The sequence below is a fragment of the Pseudomonas sp. GW456-L12 genome (assembly GCF_059424045.1).
Window position 1 is genome coordinate 164,485 of record NZ_JBWKZA010000011.1, and the last position, 23,940, is coordinate 188,424.

The 23,940-nt window shown below is 63.9% G+C and carries 18 protein-coding genes; 4 read left to right on the top strand and 14 right to left on the bottom strand.

Going from position 1 to position 23,940, the window contains the following annotated elements; all coding sequences use genetic code 11:
• Genes AC07Y9_RS16520 through pelG form a run of 4 tightly spaced genes read left to right on the top strand, consistent with a single transcriptional unit; the run spans nt 1 to nt 5,238 of the window.
• Complete coding sequence (locus tag AC07Y9_RS16520; protein ID WP_102679721.1) at nt 1–1,371, top strand: PelD GGDEF domain-containing protein; 1,371 nt, start codon at nt 1–3, stop codon at nt 1,369–1,371.
• A complete protein-coding gene (locus AC07Y9_RS16525; RefSeq protein WP_102679720.1) occupies nt 1,349–2,338 on the top strand; it encodes a HEAT repeat domain-containing protein in 990 nt (329 codons plus the stop codon). The genes AC07Y9_RS16520 and AC07Y9_RS16525 overlap by 23 nt, the downstream gene beginning before the upstream one ends.
• Nucleotides 2,335–3,867, top strand: coding sequence for a GT4 family glycosyltransferase PelF (pelF, locus tag AC07Y9_RS16530; protein ID WP_102679719.1), 1,533 nt, complete (start codon nt 2,335–2,337; stop codon nt 3,865–3,867). Before AC07Y9_RS16525 ends, pelF begins: the two co-directional genes overlap by 4 nt.
• Nucleotides 3,868–5,238 (top strand): exopolysaccharide Pel transporter PelG, encoded by a 1,371-nt coding sequence (pelG, locus tag AC07Y9_RS16535; RefSeq protein WP_102679718.1) that lies wholly within the window; start codon nt 3,868–3,870, stop codon nt 5,236–5,238.
• 144 nt (nt 5,239–5,382) lie between these two features.
• On the opposite strand, the gene AC07Y9_RS16540 is transcribed toward pelG, so the two are convergent.
• The 14 genes from AC07Y9_RS16540 to AC07Y9_RS16605 form a co-directional block, all read right to left on the bottom strand.
• A complete protein-coding gene (locus AC07Y9_RS16540; RefSeq protein ID WP_102679717.1) occupies nt 5,383–6,651 on the bottom strand; it encodes a condensation domain-containing protein in 1,269 nt (422 codons plus the stop codon).
• Between the two features lie 9 nt (nt 6,652–6,660).
• Entirely contained in the window at nt 6,661–8,085 is a 1,425-nt protein-coding gene (locus AC07Y9_RS16545; protein ID WP_007925555.1) for an MFS transporter, read from the bottom strand.
• Between the two features lie 72 nt (nt 8,086–8,157).
• Nucleotides 8,158–8,331, bottom strand: a complete 174-nt coding sequence (locus tag AC07Y9_RS16550) for a glutamine amidotransferase-related protein (RefSeq protein ID WP_207240236.1) — start codon at nt 8,329–8,331, stop codon at nt 8,158–8,160.
• Nucleotides 8,328–9,653 (bottom strand): phenylacetate--CoA ligase family protein, encoded by a 1,326-nt coding sequence (locus tag AC07Y9_RS16555; protein ID WP_102679716.1) that lies wholly within the window; start codon nt 9,651–9,653, stop codon nt 8,328–8,330. The genes AC07Y9_RS16550 and AC07Y9_RS16555 overlap by 4 nt, the downstream gene beginning before the upstream one ends.
• On the bottom strand, nt 9,650–15,151 hold the full coding sequence (locus AC07Y9_RS16560; RefSeq protein WP_256580936.1) for a non-ribosomal peptide synthetase: 5,502 nt from the start codon (nt 15,149–15,151) through the stop codon (nt 9,650–9,652). The genes AC07Y9_RS16555 and AC07Y9_RS16560 overlap by 4 nt, the downstream gene beginning before the upstream one ends.
• A 34-nt stretch (nt 15,152–15,185) precedes the next feature.
• Nucleotides 15,186–16,304, bottom strand: coding sequence for a DNA glycosylase AlkZ-like family protein (locus AC07Y9_RS16565; RefSeq protein ID WP_102679714.1), 1,119 nt, complete (start codon nt 16,302–16,304; stop codon nt 15,186–15,188).
• A gap of 31 nt (nt 16,305–16,335) precedes the next feature.
• Nucleotides 16,336–17,070 carry a flavodoxin family protein gene (locus AC07Y9_RS16570; RefSeq protein ID WP_102679713.1) on the bottom strand — a complete coding sequence of 245 codons (735 nt, stop codon included), beginning with the start codon at nt 17,068–17,070 and terminating at the stop codon, nt 16,336–16,338.
• 91 nt (nt 17,071–17,161) lie between these two features.
• Complete coding sequence (glyA, locus tag AC07Y9_RS16575; RefSeq protein ID WP_007925572.1) at nt 17,162–18,517, bottom strand: serine hydroxymethyltransferase; 1,356 nt, start codon at nt 18,515–18,517, stop codon at nt 17,162–17,164.
• Nucleotides 18,514–19,515: an alpha/beta fold hydrolase gene (locus AC07Y9_RS16580; protein WP_102679712.1), complete on the bottom strand. Its 1,002-nt coding sequence runs from the start codon at nt 19,513–19,515 to the stop codon at nt 18,514–18,516. Before AC07Y9_RS16580 ends, glyA begins: the two co-directional genes overlap by 4 nt.
• Nucleotides 19,508–20,638 (bottom strand): hypothetical protein, encoded by a 1,131-nt coding sequence (locus AC07Y9_RS16585; RefSeq protein WP_102679711.1) that lies wholly within the window; start codon nt 20,636–20,638, stop codon nt 19,508–19,510. The genes AC07Y9_RS16580 and AC07Y9_RS16585 overlap by 8 nt, the downstream gene beginning before the upstream one ends.
• 674 nt (nt 20,639–21,312) lie before the next feature.
• Nucleotides 21,313–21,882, bottom strand: a complete 570-nt coding sequence (locus AC07Y9_RS16590) for a type 1 glutamine amidotransferase family protein (RefSeq protein ID WP_102681519.1) — start codon at nt 21,880–21,882, stop codon at nt 21,313–21,315.
• 249 nt (nt 21,883–22,131) lie between these two features.
• Entirely contained in the window at nt 22,132–23,019 is an 888-nt protein-coding gene (locus tag AC07Y9_RS16595) for a hypothetical protein (RefSeq protein WP_256581010.1), read from the bottom strand.
• 148 nt (nt 23,020–23,167) lie between these two features.
• Nucleotides 23,168–23,509, bottom strand: coding sequence for a hypothetical protein (locus AC07Y9_RS16600; RefSeq protein WP_256581011.1), 342 nt, complete (start codon nt 23,507–23,509; stop codon nt 23,168–23,170).
• Nucleotides 23,510–23,516: 7 nt separating this feature from the next.
• Entirely contained in the window at nt 23,517–23,762 is a 246-nt protein-coding gene (locus AC07Y9_RS16605) for a hypothetical protein (protein ID WP_256581012.1), read from the bottom strand.
• Nucleotides 23,763–23,940 lie beyond the last annotated feature (178 nt).

Below are 23,940 nucleotides of genomic sequence, written 5' to 3' on the forward strand. Positions count from 1 at the left end.
ATGAGATCTCCACACATGGACTACGCGCTGGCGCCCCGCGCCAGCGGTCCGGCGTCATGGCTGGAAACTTTCCTGGTGACGGCCCTGGTCATCGGTGTGGGTCTGTGGCTTGCGCCACAAGACCCGCTGCAGGTGCAGGGTGAGTTTCCCTGGTCGGTGCTGGCGCCGCTGTTGCTGGGTGTGCGCTACGGGTTTGTCCGCGGCCTGATCAGCGCCAGCCTGCTGGTGGCGGCGTTCTTCATCCTGCGCCAGTCGGGGCTGCCCGGTTACGCGCAGATCGCTCCCTCCTACATTGTCGGCGTGCTGGTCTGCGGCATGCTCGTGGGCGAGGTGCGAGACCTGTGGGAACGGCGATTGCTGCGCTTGCAGATGGCCAACGAGTATCGCCAGTACCGGCTCGACGATTTCACCCGGGCGCACCAGATTCTGCGGGTGTCCCACGATCGCCTGGAGCAGCGCCTGGCCGGCAGCGACCAGAGCCTGCGCAGTTCGTTGCTGGGCCTGCGCGATCGCCTGCGCGTGCTGCCCAATGGCGATGACCCGCTGAGCCTGCTGGCCGAGCCCGTGCTGAGCCTGCTTGGCCAGTACGGCTCGTTGCGGGTAGCCGCGCTGTATCGCGTGGAGCAGGCCGGCCATGCGTCGCCGAACCTGACCCTGCTGGCCGCCACCGGGACCATGGGGCCGCTGGACCACAACGACCTGCTGGTGCGCTTGTGCCTGGAGCGCGAGGAACTGGTGAGTGTGCGTGAAGAGCTGCTCGATAGCGGCGGGCAGGCTTCGGTGTCGTCCCTGCAGGCCTGTATTCCCTTGGTGGACACCCAGGGACAGGTGCTGGCGATCCTCGCGGTACGGCAGATGCCGTTCTTCGCCTTCCAGGAGCGCACCCTCAGCCTGCTGGCGCTGCTGGCCGGGCATATCGCCGACCTGCTGCACTCTGACTTGCAGGTGCTGCAACTGGAAAGCGACGATGCCCAACACTTCACACGCCAGCTCAAGCGTTCGCTGGTGGATGTCGAGCAGCACGGCCTGTCCGGTTGCCTCTATGCATTTGAATCGACCCAGGCCAACGATGAACTGACGCGGCTTTTCGAACGCAGCCAGCGCGGACTGGACCTGCATCTGGGCCTTGCCAACAACCGCGGGCACGCTCTGTTGCTGGTGCTGTTGCCACTGACCAGTGCCGAGGGCGCCCAAGGCTATCTGGCGCGCCTGGGCAAGCTGATTCACGAGCATTTCGGCATGAGCGTGGAACTGGCCAGCCTGGGGGTCACCGTGCTGCCTTACGACCTGGAGTCGGCCCGGCAACGGGATGGGCTGCGTAACTTCCTGTACAACGAGTGTGGCCTGAATGATCAGCAAGTGGCTGTTTAGCGCAGCGTTGTTTTTCGAGGCGGGGAGCTGGGCCAGCCTGACGGCGCAGTTGCCCGACCCGCAGATCGCGCTGCTGTATGCAATGACCCACGGGATCGCCTGCGGCCTGCTGACGGCGGCGGTCTGGCGGCTGCTGCCGGCGCGCTATCGCACGCCGTTGCCGTGGAGTCCGCTGTTCATTTTCAGCCTGGCGTTCTTTGTCCCGTTGCTGGGCTCGGTGGGGGTGATTGCGGCGATCTTTCCGGCGCTGTATCTGCCCCGCAAGCGCGATACGCAGATGTGGCAGGCCGTCGGCATTCCCGGCCTGCCGTTTCGCGCGCAGTCCCATTTGCATTCGCCGACCTTCGGTGACAGTGGCTTGCAGGATGTGTTGCGCCACGCGCCGGACCCCGACCAGCGCCTGGCGGCGTTGCTCGCCACCCGCAGGATGCCGGGCAAGGAAGCGGTGCCGATTCTGAAGCTGGCCCTGGGCGATCCGAGCGACGATGTCCGTCTCCTGGCGTATTCGATGCTCGACAAGCAGGAAACCGATATCAACCAGCGGATCCAGTCTTCCCTCGAACAGTTGCCCGGTGCCGCGCCCAGGAAGGCCGGCGCCCTGCATGCCACCCTGGCGCGCTGGTACTGGGAACTGGCCTACCTGGGCCTGGCCCAGGGCAGCGTCCAGCTGCACGTGCTGGAGCAAGCCGGCGAACATGCCAGGCTGGCGCTGGAGGCGGGAGAGGGCGGCGAGTTGCTGTTGCTGGCCGGGCGTATCGCCCTTGAGCGCGGCGATATCGACAAGGCGCGGCTGCATATGCACCAGGCCCAGGAAGCGGGCATGGACCCGGCCAAGGTCTTGCCGTTCCGTGCCGAAATCGCCTTTGAAAGCGGGAACTATGCGGAGATTCCCGCGCTGTTGAGCAGCTTGCCGCCGCAGATGCAACAACGTCCGCCCTTTGCCGGGCTGATAAGGACCTGGACATGAAGAAGACCGTCAACCCAACGCCCATCGCCGATGTCTGCCTGTTGCTCGAGGGCACCTGGCCTTATGTGCGCGGCGGTGTGTCCAGCTGGATTCACCAGATGATCCTCGGGCTGCCGCAACTGACCTTTTCGGTGTTGTTCATCGGTGGCCAGCGCGAAGCCTACGGTCAGCGCCGCTATGAGATTCCAGCCAACGTCGTGCACATCGAAGAGGTGTATCTGGAGGAAGCCTGGCGCAATCCGAAGCACAGGCGAGTCGCCCACACCGCGTCCCTGGAAGAATTGAGCAACCTTTACCGTTACCTGCACAACCCGGAAAAACCGGCCGCCGAGCTGGGCATTGGCGTGCTCGATTCCCTGGCCCAGGCGCGGATCACCCTGGATGACGTGCTCTACAGTCGCCCCAGCTGGGAGGCGCTGACCGAAGGGTACGAGCAGCATTGCGCCGATCCTTCCTTCGTCAATTATTTCTGGACCCTGCGCACCATGCAGTCGCCGTTGCTGATGCTCGCAGATGCCGCCCGACGCATGCCGCGGGCGCGGGTCCTGCACTCGATTTCAACCGGTTATGCCGGGCTGGCGGGCTGCATCCTCAAGCAACTGTGGGGGTGCCAGTTGCTGCTCAGCGAGCACGGGATCTACACCAAGGAGCGCAAGATCGACCTGGCCCAGGCCAGCTGGATCGCTGAAACCAGCAACCAGGCGCTCAACGACAGCATGGACACCGGCTCCGGCTACATCCGTATGCTCTGGGTGCGCTTCTTCGAGCGCATCGGTCATCTGGTCTACGACAGCGCCGACCAGATCATTGCCTTGTACGACGGCAACCGCCAGCGACAGATCAAGGACGGCGCACCGGCCGAGCGCACCCAAGTGATTCCCAATGGCATCGACCTGCAGCTCTGGACCCAGGCCCTTGAGTCCCGGGCCGAAGGCATCGCCCCCGTGGTCGGACTGATCGGCCGGGTGGTGCCGATCAAGGACGTGAAGACCTTCCTGCGGGCCATGCGGGGAGTGGTCAGTGTGATGCCGCAGGTCGAAGGCTGGATCGTCGGGCCGCAAGAGGAAGATCCCGAGTACGTCGCCGAGTGTCGCAGCCTGGTGGCCAGCCTCGGGCTGGAGCAAAAGGTGCTGTTCCTCGGGTTCCAGAAGATCCAGGACATCCTGCCGCAACTGGGCCTGATGGTGCTGACGTCCATCAGCGAGGCCCAGCCCCTGGTGATTCTCGAAGCCTGGGCCGCCGGTACTCCAGTGGTGAGCAGCGATGTGGGCTCCTGCCGTGAGCTGATCGAGGGCGGCGAAGCGTCCGACCGCGATCTCGGGCTGGCCGGGGAGGTGGTGGCGATCGCCGATCCCCAGGCCACGTCCCAGGCAATCATCGACCTGCTGCGCAGCCCCGAGCGCTGGAAGTCCGCCCAGGCCGCCGGCTTGTCGCGGGTTCACCGCTACTACAGCGAAACCTTGATGATCGAGCGCTATCGCAGGCTTTATCACAGCGCCATGGGCACCCTGCAAAAGGAGGCCGTGTAAATGGCCGGTATCGGTTTCGAACTGCGCAAGATTCTCTCGCGCGACTCCTACACGGCGACGCTGCATGCCTATGTCTATGCCGGCCTGATCAGCTCCGGGCCCTGGGTCCTGTCGATTCTCAGCGTGATGCTGGTGGGGGTCATCAGCCTTGGGCTGGTGGTTCCGGAGGTAGTGATCCGCCAGTTCCTGATCACCGTGACCTACCTGATGGCCACGTCGCTGATCCTCACCGGCGGCTTGCAACTCTTCTTCACCCGTTTTGTCTCCGACCGCCTGTTCGAGCGCAAGTACGAGCAAATCCTGCCGAACCTGGTGGGCATGCTGCTGCTGGTGACCCTGGGGGCCGGGGTACTGGGCATCCTCCTGTTGATCACCTTGTTCGACCAGGGGCTGATCTACCGCCTGCTGACCCTGGCCAACTTCGTGGTGCTCTGCAACCTGTGGCTGGTGATCATATTCCTCTCGGGGATGAAGGCTTATAACCGCATCCTGCTGGTGATGCTGGTGGGCTATGGGCTGATGATCGGCAGCGCATTCTTCCTCAGGCACCTGGGCATGGAAGGGCTGCTGCTGGCGTTGCTGCTGGGGCACAGCAGCCTATTGTTCCTGTTTCTCTACGACATCCTGCGCGAATACCGGGCCGAGAAACTGGTGGCCTTCGACTTTCTGGACCGGCGCCAGGTGTTTGTCAGCCTGCTGTTGACCGGGCTTTGCTACAACCTGGGAATCTGGATCGACAAGTTCATCTTCTGGTTCAACCCGCAGACCTCGAGCCAGGTGATCGGGCCGATGCGCGCCTCGATTCTTTATGACTTGCCGATCTTCCTCGCCTACCTGGCGATCATTCCTGGCATGGCGGTGTTCCTGGTAAGGATCGAAACCGACTTCGCCGAATGGTACGAGCGCCTGTTCCGGGCGGTGCGCGACGGCGAGACCCTGCAGCATATCGGTTCGTTGAAAGCCGAGATGACCTTCTCGATCCGCCAGGGCCTGCTGGAAATCTGCAAGGTCCAGGGGCTGACGGTGGTTCTGCTGTTTCTCTTTGGCCCGCGCATACTGGAGTGGCTGGGGATGTCCAGCTACTACCTGCCGCTGTTCTATATCGACCTGATCGGGGTGAGCATCCAGGTGGTGTTCATGGCGATCCTTAACGTGTTTTTCTACCTCGACAAACGGATGATCGTGCTGGAACTGTGCCTCTTGTTCGTGGCACTCAACGGCGCCTTGACCCTGCTGAGCCTGTACCTGGGGCCGAGTTTCTTCGGCTATGGCTTCACCTTCTCGCTGCTGCTCTGTGTACTGCTGGGGCTGGCGCGGTTATCGACGGCGCTGGATGACCTGGAGTACGAAACCTTCATGTTGTCTCGTTGAAACTCAAGCCGGTCAGTGAGGATTGAACACCCCCACGCGTTATCGGCAGGAGCGATGCCCGGCTCGTTGCAGCCAGGCCATCCACCAAGAGCGCAGGACTGTGCGAACTGCGCTCTTGGCGGTGGTGTCTACACGCTTTGCGGATCAGTCGCCGGGAATGCCTTGCAGATCGCTGATCATCTGTTCGATGACCTGTCCTGCATGGTCGCCATAGGCTGCGGCGTCCATGTCGATCCGCCCCGAAATATGCTCGGTGTGCTCATCCAGGGTGATTTCGAAAGCCACACGGCAGGTATCGTTGGGCAATAACCGCAGGCTCATCCACTGGTTGTCGCCCAGGGCGATGCGGCTGCCTGCGCTGCGTGAGTTCCAGGCGTTGAACAGCTGGGGAAACGGCAGTTCGAAGCCGGCGGTGCGGGTAGACATGCCCTCGGGATACAAGGCTGCCGGCTCCATGTCCTGGCGAGCCGCGGCATTGATCACCGCCCGCTGCACGCGCTTGATCACCGCGGCCAATGGCTCGCCGGGCTCATGCCGGGTACTGACCGGGATGGTGTTGGACAACGGCCCCACCAGCTTCTGGGCCGCGGCGCCCGGACGATTGGCGAAGGGGACGCCGGTCACCACCGTGGCGGCACCGCTGACGGCACTGATTGCCCGTTGGTAGATGGCCAACAGCAGCACGAACGGCGTCACGCGCTGGGCCCTGGCATAGTCCAGAACCCTGCTGCGCGGCACGCTGGAGGTGAACGTCAGGCTCTGCATGCGCCCCATGCCGCCAGCGCCCTTGGCGCGCAGTGCGTCGAGCCCGTAGGGCCCCGTCCCCGGGTAGATCTCAAGCCGTTGCGCCGCGCTTGCCGGCGGCGGCAGGTGCTGCAGCCGGCAATAGTCGTTCCAGGCGCTGCAGGACACCGGGGGCAGGCCCGAGTAATGCTGGGCGATATCCTCCAGCAGCAGGTCAATCGACGCGCCATCGCAGGTATAGATCCAGAAGCCGATCCAGATGTGCAGGCCAGCCTCGTCTACCGCCGAGGCGATGCGCAGCCCGGGCTCGGCGGCTTGCCTGGCCCGATAGGCCAGGAAGTCCTGGTCGGTGACGGCGGCCTGCACCTTGCCCAGTTGCTCGCGCAACGCCTGGCGCAATGCCTGTTCGCTGGGGGCCCGGCCGACCAGTTGTTCTCCTTCGATCTCGAATCGGGCCGCCAGGATCGGATGCCGGGCCAGGGTCTGGGCCACGGCGTCGAATACTTGCGCGTGGCAACACTGCTCGCTGAAGTCCAGACGCAGCGCGCCAGAATAGGCGCGCCCCGTCTGGTCAAGCATCGCCCCGGTCCATTTTTCCCGCAGCCCCGCGACACTGGAAAGCGTCGCCAGGGGTCCCTTGAAGGGAGGGATCAGGTAGTTCTGATGCATGACGATAACCTACGGCTGGGGGCTCGATGGGGCCGGCTCGAGAGCCAGGGCATTGCGTCCGGCCCAGATCAACAAGGCACCCCCGATCATCGCCAGCGCCGACAGTGCGAAAGCGCTGACGAAACCATTGGCCGTGATGGTCGGCACTGCGGTGCTGTCGGAGACCGCCAGGCCCACGGCAGCCAGCAGGGTGACCCCGAACACCTGGAACAGCTGCTGGATGGTGGTGGTGATACCCGAGCCGGCACCGGCATCCGCCTCGCTCAGGTCACTGGTGGCCAACGACTGAGCGACCGGTGCGACACAACCGAAGCCGATGGAGGTGACCAGCATGGCCGGGAGCATTCCCAGCCAGTAGCTATGCAGGGGTACGCCGAAGGCAAACAAGGCGAAACCCAGCGCCGAGGTTGCCAGGCCGACGACCGCTGCCGCCTGCGGGCTCCAGCGCTGCATGACGAACTGCGAAAGGAAGATGCCGGGGAAGAAACCCAGGCAGAAGGGCAGCCAGGCCAGGCCAGTCTGCATCGGGCTCAGGCCGAGGTAGTCTTGCAGCAGCAGTACGCCCAGGTAGAACAAGGCGCCGGAGGTCGCCGCCAGGATGGCCACGATGGCGTAGCCGGCCAGGCGGGGAGAGCGAGCCATCAGGCGTGCGGGAATAATGCCGTTTTCCGAACGCTTGCAACGACGCAGCACCAGGGCGATACCCAGCAAGCCCAGCACCAGGAGCGCCACGCGTTGTCCGGGCAGGTGCTCGATGCCGGAGCCCATCACGGCCATGACGGTCGCGGCGACGGCCACCACCAGGATCAGTGCATTGCCCAGGTCCAGAGGGGTGGAAGTGCGGTGGGTGAACTTGGGAATCATGACCATGGTCGCCACGCTCAGCAGCATGACGATCGGCACGTTGATCCCGAACACCCAGCGCCACGACAGATAATGAGTCAGTACGCCGGACAGCAGTACGCCGATGATCGAGCCCAGGCCGCCCAGTGCCGCCCAGATGCCAAACGCCTTGCCGCGCTCGGGGCCTGCGGGAAACAGCAACGACACCATGGCCAGCCCGGTGGCCGAAGCCAGGGCTTCGCCGACCCCTTGCCCGGCACGGCTGACGATCAGCACGGTGGCATCTTCGGCGAAGGTCGCCAGCAAGGAAAATGCGCCAAAAATCACTACGCCGACCTGGAAGGTGCGCCGCACCCCAAAGGCGTCGCCGATCCGCCCGCCCAGCAGCAACAGCGATCCGGCGGTGATGAGGTAGGCATTGACTACCCAGGTCAGGGACCCGTCCGTGAGTCCCAGCTCGTGCTTGATCCGTGGCAGGGCCACGTTCACCACGGTGGCGTCCAGCAGCAGTATCAGCTGGATGATCGAGATGACAGCCAGTGCCTGCCATCGTTTTTCATTGAGCGTTGCATTCGCGGGGGTGTGAGTCATGTTTATCCAATCCTTAGATTAATGGGTGTCGACCGGCATCCGGCCGGCACCCGAGGCTTTTTTCCAGAGCGATCAGCCCATGGGGTTGACGTTGGCCAGGGCCAATGAGTTACGGATCATCTTGATCCCGTAGTCGGTGCCGATGCTCTCGGGGTGAAACGGCACGCTTTCGATCGGCCGGGTAGGCTGGCGCGCCGCCCTGTTCACGCCATCGTCCGAGCAGGCGGTGGCTGGTAACGCGCTCACAGGGTGCTCTCCCGTTGATCGCGGATACGGGCGTGCTTCCAGGAAATGTAGGCGCCGGTCTCGGTCCTCGGGTCCAGGCTCTGCTCCAGTTGCAGCTGGACCGAGGTGCCGAAATGGCCGGCCATCTGCTCCTGTACCTGGGCCAGCGAACGCTCGCCGATACCCGCCACCATCGACACTTCGACATGGTCGCTGCCGTCGCTGGCGGTGCAGATCCTGACCTCGTAGCCAGAGACCCACTCGGCCGCAGCCAGCACCGCCGACTCGATCAGCGCCGGCAGTACCTGGCGACCGGCCAGGGTCATCACATCGCTCACCCGGCCAAAGACCCGCAGGCAACGAGAACGATTGCCGCACCCGCATTCCTCGGCAGCGTGCAGTCGCGCCAGGTCGCCGGTGCGGTAGCGGATCAGCGGCTTGGCCCCGGGTACCAGCATCGTCAGGCACAGTTCGCCGATATCGCCTTCCATTCCGGGAACCGGAAGAATCTCCGCCAGGTAGTTGGTCTCGGAGAAGTGCAGGTTGCCGTTGGCGCAGCCGGTGGCCACCGCATGGGCTTCCTGGGAGCCATACAGGCCATGGGTGCAGTGGGCATTCCAGACCCGGGCGATATTGCTCAGCATCTGCGGCGTGCACAGTTCGCCCAGCGCCATGATCTGGCCCACCGCGGTCTTGCGCGGGTCGATCCCCTGGCTGACATAGAGCCGGGCCAGGGCTAGGGCCACGGCGGGGGAGCAGATCAGCGAGCGCACGCCAAGGTCGTTGATCAGCTGGGCGGCCTTGACCAGGCCGACCCGAGGGCTTTCCGGCCACAGCCGCACATAGGGAATGCCCAGGTTGCGGCAGACCTCGCCATAGGTATCGCCGAACGCATACAGCTCCGACGGTCCCATGATCGCGGTAAGGGCATCGGTGGTGCCGAATGTCGACTGGTACAGGTCGGCGACGGCCTTCTGTACATAGGCACCGCTGGTGTCCACGTCGATCGCCGCCCGAGGGCAGGGGGTGGGCGCCCCCGTGGTCCCGGTCGTCTCGTAGTACACCGCGATCTGCTCGAAAGGCAGGCTGCAGACCGAGCGGCCCACGGCGCGCAGGTCTTCCTTGGTGGTGAACGGTATGCCGTCCAGCGCCGGCAGCGCGCTGGGGCCACCCAGTTGCGAACGCAGGTGCCTGGCATAGAACGTCGAGCGTTCCTGGACATACTGCAAGACTTCCCGGGCCCGCAGTTGCCCCTTGGCCTCCAGTTCCTGTGGCGTGGTGCGTCCATCCAGGTAGGCGTCCACATCCTCCAGCCATTGCCGGTGCAGGTTGTCCTTGATCATGGCTGGTTCCCCGCGTCCAGGCTGTTGGCGAACTCACTGATGGTCTCGGTGAGCATGAGGTTCTCCAGGGGCACGCTGATGGACAGCTGGGACTCGAGTTCGATCTTGATCTTCATCGCCGACAGCGAGTCGCCGCCCAGGTCGAAGAAGTTGTCCTCGGGCAGTACCACCGGCTCCTCAAGATGGCTGGCGATAACCCGGATAACGGTGCGCAGGATGGTTTGCGGAGTCTTGCTGGTGGAGTCTTTCATGTCATTCCTCAGGGTTTCACGCAGGGCCAGTACATCCACCTTGCCGTTCTTCGACAGGGGTAATTGGGGCAACGGCTGGACAGTTTTCGGCACCATGTAGGCAGGCAGGCGCAGGGTCAGGGCCTGGGTGATTGCAGGAGCCAGTCCGGGCTCGCCGACATAGACCAGGGCGATCTGCTTGGGATGCCCGTCGGGACCGGGCAGGGCTACGGCACAGGCCCGCGAGACACCGGGGCAGGACTCGGCCACGCTCTCGATCTCGCCCAGCTCGATGCGCAGGCCATTGAGCTTGATCTGGTTGTCGAGACGTCCCAGGATCTCGATTTCGCCGTTGGGCAGGTAGTGCCCGAGGTCACCGGTGCGGTACATCCGCTGGCCGCTGCGCGGGTGCTGGACAAAGGCCTTGCCGGTCAGCTCCGGCTGGCCGATGTAGCCACAGGCCAGGGACACATCGCTTTGCACCAGCATTTCCCCGGGCACCCAATCCGGGCAATCGGTCCAGTCGCCCGCCACGATGTGATAGGCCGAGTTGCGCATCGGCGCGCCATAGATCACCGAACGCACCATTTGGCCTTCTTGCTCGTCGATTTCGTGCAGCACCGACCAGTTGGTGGTCTCGGTGGGGCCTCCACAGGAGTACAGCCGTGCCTTCGGGTACAGCGCCCTGGCTCGCGGCAGCAATGGCAGAGGGATCCAGTCGCCGGCCATGACGATATTGGCCAGCGATTCCACCGCGCAGAAGCTGCGCGCGTTTTCCGCGACACTGCACAGCAAGTCCATGATGGCCGGCACGCAGGCCCAGAAGGTCACGCCGTGGCGCCGCTGCAGTCGCAGCCAAGTATCGGGGTCCGGGCCCGCGGCCTGGGCAGGAACCACCACCGAGCCGCCGTGCAGCAGGGGGCCGAAGATATCGAAGACCGACATGTCGAAGTGCAGGGCGGCAGTCGCCAGGTGGCGGGTGGAGGTATCCAGGCCAAAGCGTTCGACGACGTCATAGACGTGGTTGACCACCGCGGCCTCTGGAATCTCGACCCCCTTGGGGTTGCCAGTGGAGCCGGAGGTGAAGATCACGTAGGGCGAGTAGTCCGCGGACAGGGGGGCCAGGGCCAGGTCCGTGTGCTGCCCGGCCCAGGCACGCAGGTCCTCGTCCGTCAGCACGAGCCGCTGCGCCTGCTCCGGCAACTGGGTATCGGCACCGGCGATCACCGTGCGCACCCCGGCCTGGGACAGCACCGAGCGGATGCGCTCGGGCGGCAGGTCGATATCCACCGGCACATAGCCGACACCGGCCAGCAGGCAGCCGTAGACCGACGCATAGTGGCCGCTGCCCTTGGGCAGCACGATCCCGACAAAGCGTTCGCCGGGGTTGCGGGCCTGCTGGATCATCTGGCCGATCCGTGCCGCGGCCCGGCCGATTTCGCCCCAGCTGTAGCTGCCCCGGGGATCGAGGACGGCGGTTTCCCCGGCGCGTTCGGCGATCCGTGCCAGCAGCAGGTCGCGCAGGTGAACCTCCGGTACTGGCGCCTGGGTCGCGTTTACCGCCTGGCGTACTTCGATCTGCGCGGCAGGTCGCAGGTCGAGCCAGGTGCGTTGCCAGACCTCGCTGTCGTCGGCCAGTTGCTGCAGCAGAGTGCGGAATGCGCCGAACATCGCTTCCACCACGTCAGGGCGAATGACCCCGGACAGGTAGTCCCATTTGAAGTACAAGGTGCCCTCGGATTCGCGCAGCTGCACATCCAGGGTGACTTGCGGCGTTTGCGAGACGCCGTAGACCTCTTGCCCAAGACGCGCCGCGTCATGGCGGCCCGGGTGCCCGAGCAGGCTGGTGAGGACGATCGGCATCAGCGGCGCACCGCCACTGCGACGGGCCCGGGCCAGCTCGCGCAGCACCTCGACACCGTTGAACAGCCGATGGTCCAGTGCCTGCCAGATGGCGCCTTGCAACTTCTGGCCGCGAGCCTCGAGGGTATCGGCGGCCGCTGTTTCGTAAGGCACCAGCAGGGTATTGGTAAAGTCGCCGACGACCTGGTCGATATCGGCACTGACGGGCATCCGGTCCGAGACCGGGAAGTTCAGGGTGAAGCGGTCTTCTTCGCTCCAGCAGCGCAGCACTTCGCACAAGGCCAGCGCGACCGCCCCGGATGGCGAGATATTGCGCGCCTGGGCCTGGGCCTGGAGTCGCTCCCAGGCCGCGACGGCGAGGCTGCCCTCGTATCGCTCGAAGCGCGACGGGCCGCTGAACTCCCCGGGCTCCAGCTGCGGCAAGCGCGGCGCCGCCGGCAGATGGTTGATCTTGTCCAGCCAGTATTCGCGATCGGCCTGGTACTGCGCGCTCTTGAGCACCTTTTGCCGATAGGCGACGTAGTCATGGAAGCTGGTCTGGAGCACAGGCAGCTGTGGGTCATCTTCCAGGTAGAGATCGATCAGGTCGGGGATGATCACCTGGAAGATCGACCAGGCATCGGCGATCAGCATGTCGATGCACAGATGCACACGGCTGGTGCCGGCGCTGATGCGGCTGATGCGGAACTGGAACAGTGGCCATTGCGTGGTGCCGATTTCTTCGTTGGCCATGCGTTCGCGGACCTGGTCGATCTCCCGGTCGATCTGCGCCGCATCCAGGGCGCTGAGATCGACGTACTCGACCGCCTGGGTACCGTCGACATCGCCGATGCTCTGGCGTCCGCTGGCATCGATGGTCATGCGCAGCATCGGATGGCGCTCGACCAGCAGCCCCACGGCACGGGTGAAGCGTTCGCGGTCCAGGGCCTGCACTTCCCATTCGAAGTAGCCCTGGCAGCCGACGCCGCCGTAGTCGTAGAACGAGCCACGACCGATCCACAGTGCCTGTTGGCTTTCGTTGAGTTCGAACGGCAGCCGTTGCTGCTGCGCCGGCAAGTGCTCGAATTTCGGCAACTGGGTATTGCGCGAGGCATTGGCCAGGCGCACCAGGTTCGCCAGTACCGGCTCCTCGAGGAACGCGCCCATTTGCACATGGATGCCGTGCTTGCAGGCCAGCTCGCCGACCATGCGCAAGGCGCGCAGGGAATCGCCGCCGGCGTCGAAGAAACTCGACTCCAGCGTCGCCTCTTCACACAGCGTCCAGGCCAGCCAGCAATCACGTACCGCGTGGTCTGCCTGGGTCACCGGGGCAAAGACGGTCTGGTCCGCATCGCGCTCGATCGGGCCGACCTGCAGCGCGTTGTAGTCCACCTTGCCGTTGCGCCCCAGGGGCAGGGTGCCGGTCACGATCTGGCCGGGCTGAGCGGCCGGGTGCAGGCGCGAGGCCAAATGCTTGCGGACCTTGGCCATCACCTCTGCGGCGTCCGGAGCCAGCTCCAGGAACAATGCCAGGGTCGCGCCCAGGTCGTTGCTCAAGCAGGTGGCCGCCGCCTTCACCACGCCCGGTACCTGCAGCGCGGTGATCTCCAGTTCAGTCAGGTCGACCCGATGTCCGCGGATCTTTACCACCGAGTCGGTCCGCCCGAAGATTTCCACGGTGCCATCGGCGGCCATTCGCGCCCGATCGCCGGTGCTGTATTGCAATGGCGACGTGGCGTCCAGGGTGTTGCCACGAAACGCCTTCTTGGTGTCCTCGGGGTTCACGTAGCCCACCGACAGCGTCTCGCCGGTGATGATCAGCTCGCCGACACAACGGGCCGCGAGCGGCTGGCCATGGCGGTCGACCACGTACATCCGGGCGCCGGGTATCGCCCGTCCGACCGAGGGCAGCAAGGTGCGGCGCGGCGCGCACAGGTCCTCGATGGACACCACCGCAGCCTCCGCGGAGCCATAGACATTGATCACCCGGTAGCCGAGATCGGCCGGCGGCCATTGCTTGCAGCGCTCACCGGCGATCAGCATGGTGCGCAGGCCGGTCCGGGTCCCGGTGGCCCACAGCGCTTCGGCGATGGACGTCATGGCCAGCGTATGGTTCATGTCGCCTTCGAGCAGCCAGCGCGCCAGCAGGTTGACGTCCTGCAGCACCTGCGGGGCAGGGATGCACACCGTGCCGCCCGCGCACAGGACCGGCAGCGGGTCGACCTCGACCATCCCGTAGCCGGGCGACGATAGCCATGAGCCGCGGCTATGCTCGCCCAGCCCCGCCTGATCGATAATGGCATCCAGGGTTGCGGCCATTCCCCGATAGGACAGGCATACGGCCTTGGGCCGTCCGGTACTGCCGGAAGTGCCGGCGATAAAGCAGGCCTCGTTGGTGGTTTCGACCCACTTGCCGTGTTCCCAGTCGACGTGGGCAGGGCGTATCTGCACCTTGTCGATATCCAGCAGCGGGCAGCTCGCCCAGTCTCGCGCTCGCTCGGTGGTGCTGCCTGCGGTCAACACCGCATGGGGGCTGCACTCTTCGATAAAGGCCCGGATGCGCTCATCGGGATGCGCCGGGTCGATCAGCACGCAGGTGCCGCCCATGCGTTGCACGGCGATGATCGAGGCCAGGTGTTGCCAGCCGCGCTCCAGGAACAGCGCCAGGCGCGGGCTCGAGCGCCGGGAAGTGACGCGTTCGCGTATGTGCTGGACCAAGGCCTCGGAGGCATCCCAGAGTTCGGCGTAGGTCAGGGTGCGGTCGCTGTTGTCATCCACGATCGCCACGGCCGATGGCTTGCTCTGTACATGCCGGTAGATGCGCTCCACCAGGAACAGGCGCTGGCCGGTTTCGGCCGGGGCAGGGCAGGCGGGCTGGATCGCGGACGCCGGCAGGGCCTTGGGATCCAGTACCCGGGCGCAAGCGAAGGCCACCAGTTCAAGCAACTCCAGGCGCACGGCCCGGGTCATGCGATCGCTGCGTACCGACAGTTGGCAGCGGCCGTCTTGCACCAGTAGCCAGACCGGCGACTGTGCCGCTGGCAGGTTGTTGCCATCGCTGATCTCGATATCGGCACGCAATTGCGTGTCGCCAGGGGGCGCTTCGGCACTGTCGCGCAACTGCGCGATATAGCCCCGAGCGTCTTGCGCAAGGTTCAACGCCGTGCAATCGACGCCGAGCTGCGACCGCTTGCCGCCGTCATGGATGCCCAGGGTCACCCGGCCTTCCGGGCTGAGCAGGGAGCCCAGGACCGCGGCGACCGTAATCAGGTCGTTGATGCTGGCCGTCAGGCCAGGGGGCAGGGCAATGTCTTCCTGCTCCCGTGCGCTGTCAGCCGATTGCCCGGCCGCCGGGCACGCGAACGCGTCCCACAGGCTGCGCTCGGTGCCTGGCAGCGATTGTGGCTCGGCGGGTACTGATGTCATGTCGTCCCTCATCTTGTTCATGCCTTCCCTGTTGTCACGCTGTGGTTTTGTTCTCGATCTGGTGAATGGCCCCGATCTGCTCCGCCAGTACCGAGGCAGCCTGAAGCACGGCTTCACGCTCCTGGTCGGCGAGTGTCGAGGCATCGACTGCGATGAAGCGTTTGCTGCCCTTGGCCGCCGTATTCCAGGTGGCGACAGCCCGGCCGCCGATGAGCACCACCGGCCGCCCGTTACCGGCCGCGTCGTAGCCGCCGACCCGTTCCAGCCCAAGGCAGTCGCGCTGTCTCGAACCGGGCGCATAGCCCATGACCAGGGGATCCCAGGCCGGCAGGAAGCGGATCTGCTCCGTTGCGGGGGCCTTGGTGTGCTCGAGGAACCGCTCAAGGCGCGCCAGCCCGGCCGGGCTGTGCCACATCTGGTTTCCGACCTGGCGGGCTGCGCAGGCTTGAAGCAGCGTGCGCGCGGTTTCCTTGGAAACCCCGAGCCACCAGGCCAGGTCGTCGACCGTGACCGGTCCGTAGTGTTCGACGTAGCGCCCGGCGATATCGCGCAGTAGCAGGTCGCGGTCCAGTGGCACGCCGTCACCGGGTAGCAGCCCTTCGGGTGCAGCCGAGTACAGCCAGCGGTTGGACCATTGGTTGGCCGCCGGTATACGGACCAAGGCGCCGTCATAGGCGGCAACCGAGGTCAACGCACGCGCCTGGGGCGCCGGCAGGTCGAGGGCGCTGCCGATGTCCTGCAGGCGCACCGAGACGCCACTGCTGAAGGCGAGCAGCGTCGGCAGCAGTCGCCGGTAATCGTCCAGGCCAAGCCCTACGTCCCGTAAGCGCCATTCGTGGTTGGCCAGGGGCAGGCGGGTGGCGGCGAAGACCTTGGCCGCCAGCTCGCCGGGAAGCAGGAACTTGGAGCGCCGCATGCCCGGGATCCGCAGCAGGTCGCTGGCGTTTTCCATGGCCAGTACGGTCTGGCGATCGAGGTTGCGATTGCGCGCCATGACCGCCAGCCAACTGGTAGGCCGGGCCGAATAGACCCCGACATAGGCCTGTGCAATCTGTGCCACGGTGGCATCCGCCAGGCGCTCGAAGTGTTCCGACACTATCCATTCCCGCAGGTGGGTGTCGGTGAGGCCATTGCAGGCAGTTCTAATGCTCATAAGGTTCTCGATAGCTGTTGGGCTGCGCAGTTCAGTCGCCGACGACATCGAAGTTGCAGCCGCGAGCGGCCTCGAGCTGGTACATGTCGGACTTGGCCGGGACGAAGAACGTGCCGTCCTTGCCCTCGCGATGGCGCTCCCCAGGTACCGAGACCGGCAGTGCCGCCTGCCCGGTGACTCGTTCGTAGTCGCGCATCAGGCGGGTCATGGAAACCATGCGATCGAGCATCCGGCGCAGCATCTCCATGCCTTCCTTGTCGCCCAGTACTTCGCCTTTCTTGTCGCCCACGAGCATGGCCGGGAAGCCGTAGCCGACCATGATCATGCGGTTGAGCAAGGCGCACTGGAGCATCTGGTTGTAGACCTCCACATGGCCCATGCGCCGGCCGGTGACCATGACCCCGGCAACCTTGTTGGTGAGGGTGCGATCGTGGCGCAGGAACCCGGTCCCGACCCGCTCCAGGAATGCCGACATCAAGGGCGTGGCGCCAAAACCATGGACAGCGCAGGCGAAGATCACGCCATCGCTGGCTTCCATGAGTTGCACGGCGCGCGCGGCGTCGTCCTTCTGCGCGCAGGGCTCGTCGCGAAAATTGCAATCGCCGCAGGCCCCGCAGGGGTCGATCTTGGCGCTGGCCAGTGAAAAGACCTCGAGAATCACATCCTGCTTTTCCAGGTACTCGGCCGCCCACTCCAGCGCCCTGGCATTGTTGCCATCCAAGCGTTCCGAGCCGTTGATGGCGACATATTTGATCTTGTCCGTCATGGTGCTTCTCTCTTCTTAGCGTTTGCGTATTGGCCGGGCACGACGATCGCCGGACCGTCGTGCCATGCCTCCAGCGGTGCCGGAGACTGCTTCAGCCTGCCAGGTAGTCAGCGATCGGATACTTCACGCACAGCGCCTCGGCCTCCGCGCAGAATTGCTTGCGCAGCGCCGGGTCCAGGGTGAACTCGCTCTCGCCGAGCGGAGTCACCTGGTCCAGGATCCGGCAGAGCAGGTCGACGATCTGCCGGCATCCCTGCGGGTCGACATGGCGCTGGGCGAGGGCACCGGTACCGATGCGCAGGCCACTGGTGACGAAGGACGAACGTGTTTCGCCGGGCACCCGGTTCTTGTTGACGATGATTCCGCAGTGCTCCAGCGCGGTCTCGGCGATAGCGCCGGTCATCGCTGCGCGCAAGCGAATCAGAATGGTGTGGTTTTCGCTGCGACCGCCCACCACCTCATAGTCCCGGGCCTGGAATTCGCTGGCCATCACATCGGCCGCGTCGCGGATGCGTTGCATCTCGGCATCGAATTCGGGGGTCATGGCGTAACCCAGCGCCGCGGCCTTGGCGGCCATCATGTTGACGGCCGGCGCACCTTGCATCCTCGGGAACACCGCCAGTTCGAGCACCCGGGCGAAGGTCGCATCGCGGCCGGGGACTTTTTCATTGGCGTCACGGCCCGAGAGAATCAGGCCGCCACGGGGGCCTGCGAGCTGTTTGTGGGTGCAGGTGGTGGTGACGTGCGCGGCGTCGATCGGACTCGGATGGCGCCCGGTCGCCACCAGGCCGGCGATATGCGAGATGTCGGCCATCAGGATGGCACCGGCTTCATCGGCGATCTGCCGGAAGCGCTCGAAGTCCACGACCCTGGAGTAGGCCGTGGCGCCGCAGATGATCAGTCGCGGCCGATGCTTGAGGGCCAGCCTGAGGACTTCGTCATAGTCGATCAGGCCTTCCTTGGTGGTGCCATAGCCGATGGCCTTGTAGTAGGTGCCCGAGAACGTCACGGGGCTGCCATGGGTCAGGTGGCCACCGTTATCCAGGGCCATGCCCAGTAGCGTGTCGCCAGGTTCGAGCAGGGCGGCGAGCACCTGGTAGTTGGCGCTGGAGGCCGAGTGCGACTGGACACCGGCATATTGCGCACCGAACAGCTCCCGGGCACGGTGGATCGCCAGGGACTCGACCAGGTCCACGTTTTCGCAGCCGGCGTGATAGCGGCGTCCGGGAACGCCTTCGGCGGTGACATTGACCAGCGCGGAGGACGAAGCCGCCAGGGTGCGGGGCTTGACCGCGCAGCAAGAGGCGACCAGCGAGAGGGTGCGTTGCTGGCGAGCGACCTCGGCGTCCAGGATCTGCGCCAGTTCGGCGTCGTGTGCCTGAAGATCGGCCAAGCCGCGCTTGAGCAGATCGGCCTGGGTGAGAAGTGGTTGATGATTGACTGTCATGACTTGCTATCCCTTCCTTTGGTGTTGTGTGCTGCGAACGCCAGCACGGTTTCCTCGACCTCGCGCACATGGGTACGCACGAAGTAATGCCCGCCACCGGCCAGGGTTGCGGCCTGGGTGACGTCGATGAACGTGCGCCATTGCTCCAGTACCGTTTCGGGCTCGGCGGTAGCCGGATCTTCATCGCCGAGCAGGAGCAATGCCGGTACGCCATGCGCCGGGTGCTGCGCCAGGTAGCGATAGGCCTCGCAGGCGATCAGATGGTCTCTGCGGCCGCGGGCCAGCATGCTCTCGACCTGGCTGTCGAGCAGTCCGGTGAAGGCGCCCAGGGAACGCAGGTAGTCGGTCCAGGTCTGGTCCGCCGTGGTTTCGGCGGCGCGAATCGCGGCATCGGCATCCAGCACCGGGCGCGAGGCTGCAACCACCAGTGACAGGCTCTCGTGCCTGTCGGCCATGCTCGAGGCAATGCACGCCGCGGTGGCCGCGCCGGCGCAGTGGCCGTAGATCACCAGGCGGGCGGCGCCGATCTCTTCGATCTCGGTGGCAAGGGTGTCGAGCAGGGCATGGAAGTCCAAAGCGTCCTCGACCTTGAAGTCACCGAAATCCACGCCGAAAACCTGCACATCCTGCGTGCCTTGAAACAGGCTGCGGTAGGCCGTGGCGTCTCCGCCGCCGAAAGGCACTGCAACCACCGCGGTCGAACCCGCGGCGGCTTGCGCATCGCCAAAACAGACCAGGCGCACGGATTGTCGAGTGGCTTCGCAGAGGATGCGCCGGGCCAGGTCAACGGCCGTCGGGTGCTCGAAAAGCGTCACGATGGGCAGGTTGCAGGACAAGCGCGACATCACCCGAATAGCGTCGAAGGAGTCGCCGCCGAGGTTGAAGAAATTGTCTGCAGGGCCGACATGCGGCAGCTTGAGCACCTCGGCAAACGTGGCAGAGACGCGAGCCACTTCGTCGGCGAGGACGTGTTCATCGAACTGGATGTTTTCAGTCATTCCATTCACTCCTATCCATAAGTACATCAGCGAGTTCATTGAGCAGGTGGGTGGCGGCACTGGCGTCGCAAAACGGCCCCTCGATCTCCAGGAACAGTTGCGAAGCGCCTGTGCGGCGTATTTCGATTCCCACCGGAAACGTTGCGCTCATCACCTGCGAGGCCGGGATGCCGCGCCTGCCCGCGCCGTTGATGAACAGCTCGGACGCCCGGCAGCAGGCCAGCGCCTGGCGCGCTGCGGGACAGTGGCGAGCACGTGCCTCAAGGCTGGTTTGCCCGGGCAGCAGTTGTTCTCCAGGGACTGCGAAGGAGAGCGGCACAAGGCCCGTCATCATGCCGATGGCATCCAGCTGGTGAGCCGGGCGCCAGTCATGGGAGGAACACAGGGTGTCGCCCTCGGCGATGACATCGGCCCGCCGCAGGCAGGCCAGGAGCGTCGCCAAGGGCGGCTTGTCGATATTGATCGTGGCGATGTCCAGTCTGCGTTGCAGACTCACTCGCGGCCCTTGGGCATTGAAGGCCAAGGGCCCGGTTTGCAGCAGGCGCACTGGCGTCATCGGTTGCGCAACAACTGTGCGCAGCCCGTCCTCAGCGTGCCCGTGCAGGGCTTGCGCCTGGACATAATCGTCATAGCACCCACGCCCTCGACGCATGTGCGCCAGGGCTGAACCGACGTCAGCGGATTGCGCTGCTTGCAGCCGCCGCGCCAGAACCTCGAGGCTATGTTCGTCGGCCAACCCATGATGGATCGAGAGGAGGCAGTGCCATCCAGTGCCAGTGGCCAGGCTGCCGGCGGCAAATAGCGCAGTGCCGGATCTGACAGCCAGCTGGGCCTTGCGCAAGGCCTCGGCAGCGCTGCTACCGCGAACATCGAGCACTTCAAGATACTGGCCCAGCTCTTCGCCCCATCCAGCGATCACCAGCTGGCGCAAGAGTCCGAGATTCGGGTCGGTCCCGTCCTTGAGCGGTATGACCGTGGAAACTTCCTGGACGACCCCGGTGTAGAAGCCCTGGGCGACCATGGCCCTGGCCTCGACGCTGAGCCTGGCGTCGGCAAGCGCCTGCATCATGCCCAGCCGTTCGATCGATTCCGTGGCCGGGCCTTGAGCTGTTGTTTTTGACATGTCCGATCCTCGGCGCGCAGGCATCTTCCGGCGGCGATTTCGATCCATTGGAGAACGCATTTCCGGGCACCCGTAGCTCTCCCGTCCAGCGGGAAGGCCATAAGGCGCGCAGCGTTTTTTGTACGACGGCCTTAGTCGGTCATGTCGTAAAAATGCGTCGGCTTTTTACTTGCTTCGAGCGGGCCGATCAGTTTCTAAGGCGCACGCAAAGGAGGGAGCCTGACGGAATGTCGGGCAGGGTTCCGAGGGGGTAGGAATCATTGCTCGCAGCATTTCGCTCATGGGCCGAGGTGCTGAGGGCGGGGGTTTCAAGGGGGGCTGGCAGGTTCCGGACAACAATATCGGCAAACAAAAACATTAAGCCATTCCTTAGCTTGGGTAGGAAAAATGTCGCCTTTTGGGCGATCTAAATAAAGCATCCTTTGATATGGCATCAGGTAATCCCTGATTTGGCCGGGGGATGACCCTGCTCGCCATAGGGGAAAACCTTAGTAGGTAATGTCGTAAGCGCAAGTAAGTTTTTTCCGATTTTTTAAAAAATTATCGGACTGCCCCAGGCTGCGGTTCAGCCGTGGAAAACATGCGGACCTGCCATCAGCAAAGCCGGAGGTGCGCCACGGCCAAGTAATAGGCCGCGGCGTCAGGGGAGGGGAGAAATAGAGGAAAGCAGGGGCTCAGCAGTGAATGTGTTCAGCCGCATGCATGGCCAGGTAGGCATCGAGCTTCTTGTCGTTCAAACCCAAGGTACTGAGAATTTGCGCCATGAAGCTGACAGGCGCGCTACCAGGAGCGGTGACCACACCCTGGTCGGCAACGGCATAGGGCACATCCTGGTAATAATCCGCTCCGCGGTAATGCACCTGCTTCAGGTTCTCGGCGGAGTTGGACGTATGCTGCACGTGATCCAGCACTCCGGCCTGGGCCAGGACGCGGGTGCCGTCACAGATGCCGGCAACGACGATTTTCCTGGCGTGAGCCGCACGAACCAGCGCCTCGATTGCCGGTGCCTTGTCTGTTTTCCACACAGGACCTCCCGTCACGATCAGCAAGTCGACATCGTCCAGCTCGATGGCTTCGATGGCCAGGTTCGGGATGACGGTCATTCCTCCGGATGAAGTCACTTGCTTGCCACCGGGGGCTGCGAAACGAGTGTCGAAGCCATAGTAGGCTCGCCCCGTGGAGTTGATGAGCGCGGGTTCCCAGTCGGAGAAATTCTCGGTGAGAATAGTGACGGCACGTACCATTTGAGTGTCCTTCTCAAGTATCCATGATGATCGGCGGCAATGATCCAGAATGCGGGTCCTGGCCGGTTGCCATCGAGTGTAGGCGCTGGCGCGTCGCTGAATGACGGGGCTGAGTATCGGCGGGATGCATCGGACTCGACAATGACAGTGGTCAAAGGGGCGGCGGGTTAGGCGTTGAAATCAGTGAGGGGGGGCGGAGGTGTTGCGTACAGGGCTTGGTTCACGACAGTACTGCCCAACTGCCTGAGATTAGTGCGGTAGCCAGTACAATCCGCCAGATGTCCGTGAGGATGCTCTAGGCAGCGAACAAACATATAGCCCTGAGCACGCCAGGATATTCATGGCAAGAAGCTCATCGCTTACGTCAAAGTCAGTCGCCTCGATGACGAACAGCGCAAGCTCGAACGACACGTCAGTGTAGGGCTCATGTAAGCGTTTAATCATGCTCTGCCGGCGTACCCGGTCACAGGCTGGCAGTAGCGCCTGCACGGCATGCTTCCGCTCTGAAAAAGCATAACGATCCGAGAACACCACGCCGGGAGTACCAGTGTGGCCCTCGATCAGAAGGGCCCTTAAGTGAACATTGCTGTCCGGCGATGTAATGATCGTCTCGATTTTGCTTACCAAGCGATCATGCATCAGGCCACTGGCCTTATGACTGCCCCAATCATGGGATCTAAAAAAAGGATCTGTTTGCGACAGGGATGTAAGCGCGTCGAGCATGCTTTGAGCTTGCTCTGCCGTGAGGTTCGCCGTCTCGCCATACCGCAACACGCCATATGGATCGGCTGCAATCACCGCAGATGACATAGCTGGGCTGTGGTAAGACAACCACGCGTGCAGACCTCGCAAACTCGCAGGCACACTGCCGCCGGTGCGAAACTGAGCGAGCACTCTCTTCTGTGCTTGAGTGGTTCTTGCGACCTTCGACAGCCATCGCGCGCCGAGAAACTCTGCAACCACGCGGTGTATGGGCTTTGCCCGTTCCGGGCCAACAGTCTGGAACAGTTTTGAGGAAAAAGCCGCTTGTGCGGCTTCCGCCTCGGGCAGCTCGCTGAGCTCTGCAAGCCTGACATCCCCTACTACGAGATGATTAGGGCCGGAGCGACTGATCGCGTCCCCGCTCGCGAGCAGCAATCCCGCGCAGAGAGCTCCAGCGGCCGAAAGCGCTTGTTCTTCAGAAAGAAGGCCAAGCGCGCCGTCAATACGGTGAGGGTCATGCTCGGGCCAGAGTAGAGTGCACACCCGTTCGAAGAGGCCCGCACGTGTAGCAGGGAGAGTCCTGTCAGCAACAGCGACTTTGCATGAGGCTAAGAGTCAGAGGATTCTGGTAGAGCTCGGCGATCCCTTGATCCTCCAGGTGATAAAGGACGTGATCCACATCGAGTTCTGGATAGAGCTGGCGCATGAAAGCAAAGGCATCCAACCTCGTAAACGCTTCGATGGTTAGGATGCTGGGCTCTGAGCCATAAATTTGCGTTAGGTTCACAACATTGCGTGACTGCCATTCTCTCGACCTGCAGCAAAGGATGAAGTCGGGATGCCCGGCATCCTCAAGCTTCCCTAACACCATATCCACAGCATCGCTATCCCGCCGCGCCATGGCTTCGTCGAGCCCATCTATCAACAGAGGTTTACCAGGAAAATGAAAACGCCCCGGGTTGCCGCTGGCGATGAACCGTTGCGCGGTGATTGGCCGGACGTCTAAGCGCCGTCCTAAATTCCTCAATCAGCTGGCTTTTACCCATGCCCGGCTCCCCCAATATGACCTTGGGGCCTGCAATGGCAAGAAGACCATCCTCATCAACGATGGCTGGACAGCCAGATGATTCGTTGTTTTCAAGACGCAGATGGCGAGAAAAATACCGCGCGATTGTCACGTTTGAACAGCTCCATGCTTGCCCGGCGGCGCTCGACGTCGGCGGATGCGTAGAGGGCATCAAAACTTCAGCTTTACGGGAAATCAGCTTTGAACTCGAAGGGTAGGGAGGACTAAAGTTAGCCGCTATGCCGTTGCCCGCACGCTGTCCGGGACAACCGGAGCGCGCAGTGTAGAGG

What these genes read in the sequence shown, in the direction of transcription:
- AC07Y9_RS16565 (WP_102679714.1), bottom strand. Translation starts at nt 16,304, where the DNA reads ATGAGCATTAGAACTGCCTGCAATGGCCTCACCGACACCCACCTGCGG.
- AC07Y9_RS16545 (WP_007925555.1), bottom strand. Translation starts at nt 8,085, where the DNA reads ATGACTCACACCCCCGCGAATGCAACGCTCAATGAAAAACGATGGCAG.
- AC07Y9_RS16520 (WP_102679721.1), top strand. Translation starts at nt 1, where the DNA reads ATGAGATCTCCACACATGGACTACGCGCTGGCGCCCCGCGCCAGCGGT.
- pelG (WP_102679718.1), top strand. Translation starts at nt 3,868, where the DNA reads ATGGCCGGTATCGGTTTCGAACTGCGCAAGATTCTCTCGCGCGACTCC.
- AC07Y9_RS16560 (WP_256580936.1), bottom strand. Translation starts at nt 15,151, where the DNA reads ATGACATCAGTACCCGCCGAGCCACAATCGCTGCCAGGCACCGAGCGC.
- AC07Y9_RS16585 (WP_102679711.1), bottom strand. Translation starts at nt 20,638, where the DNA reads ATGTCAAAAACAACAGCTCAAGGCCCGGCCACGGAATCGATCGAACGG.
- AC07Y9_RS16540 (WP_102679717.1), bottom strand. Translation starts at nt 6,651, where the DNA reads ATGCATCAGAACTACCTGATCCCTCCCTTCAAGGGACCCCTGGCGACG.
- glyA (WP_007925572.1), bottom strand. Translation starts at nt 18,517, where the DNA reads ATGACAGTCAATCATCAACCACTTCTCACCCAGGCCGATCTGCTCAAG.
- AC07Y9_RS16570 (WP_102679713.1), bottom strand. Translation starts at nt 17,070, where the DNA reads ATGACGGACAAGATCAAATATGTCGCCATCAACGGCTCGGAACGCTTG.
- AC07Y9_RS16580 (WP_102679712.1), bottom strand. Translation starts at nt 19,515, where the DNA reads ATGACTGAAAACATCCAGTTCGATGAACACGTCCTCGCCGACGAAGTG.
- AC07Y9_RS16590 (WP_102681519.1), bottom strand. Translation starts at nt 21,882, where the DNA reads ATGGTACGTGCCGTCACTATTCTCACCGAGAATTTCTCCGACTGGGAA.
- pelF (WP_102679719.1), top strand. Translation starts at nt 2,335, where the DNA reads ATGAAGAAGACCGTCAACCCAACGCCCATCGCCGATGTCTGCCTGTTG.
- AC07Y9_RS16525 (WP_102679720.1), top strand. Translation starts at nt 1,349, where the DNA reads ATGATCAGCAAGTGGCTGTTTAGCGCAGCGTTGTTTTTCGAGGCGGGG.
- AC07Y9_RS16555 (WP_102679716.1), bottom strand. Translation starts at nt 9,653, where the DNA reads ATGATCAAGGACAACCTGCACCGGCAATGGCTGGAGGATGTGGACGCC.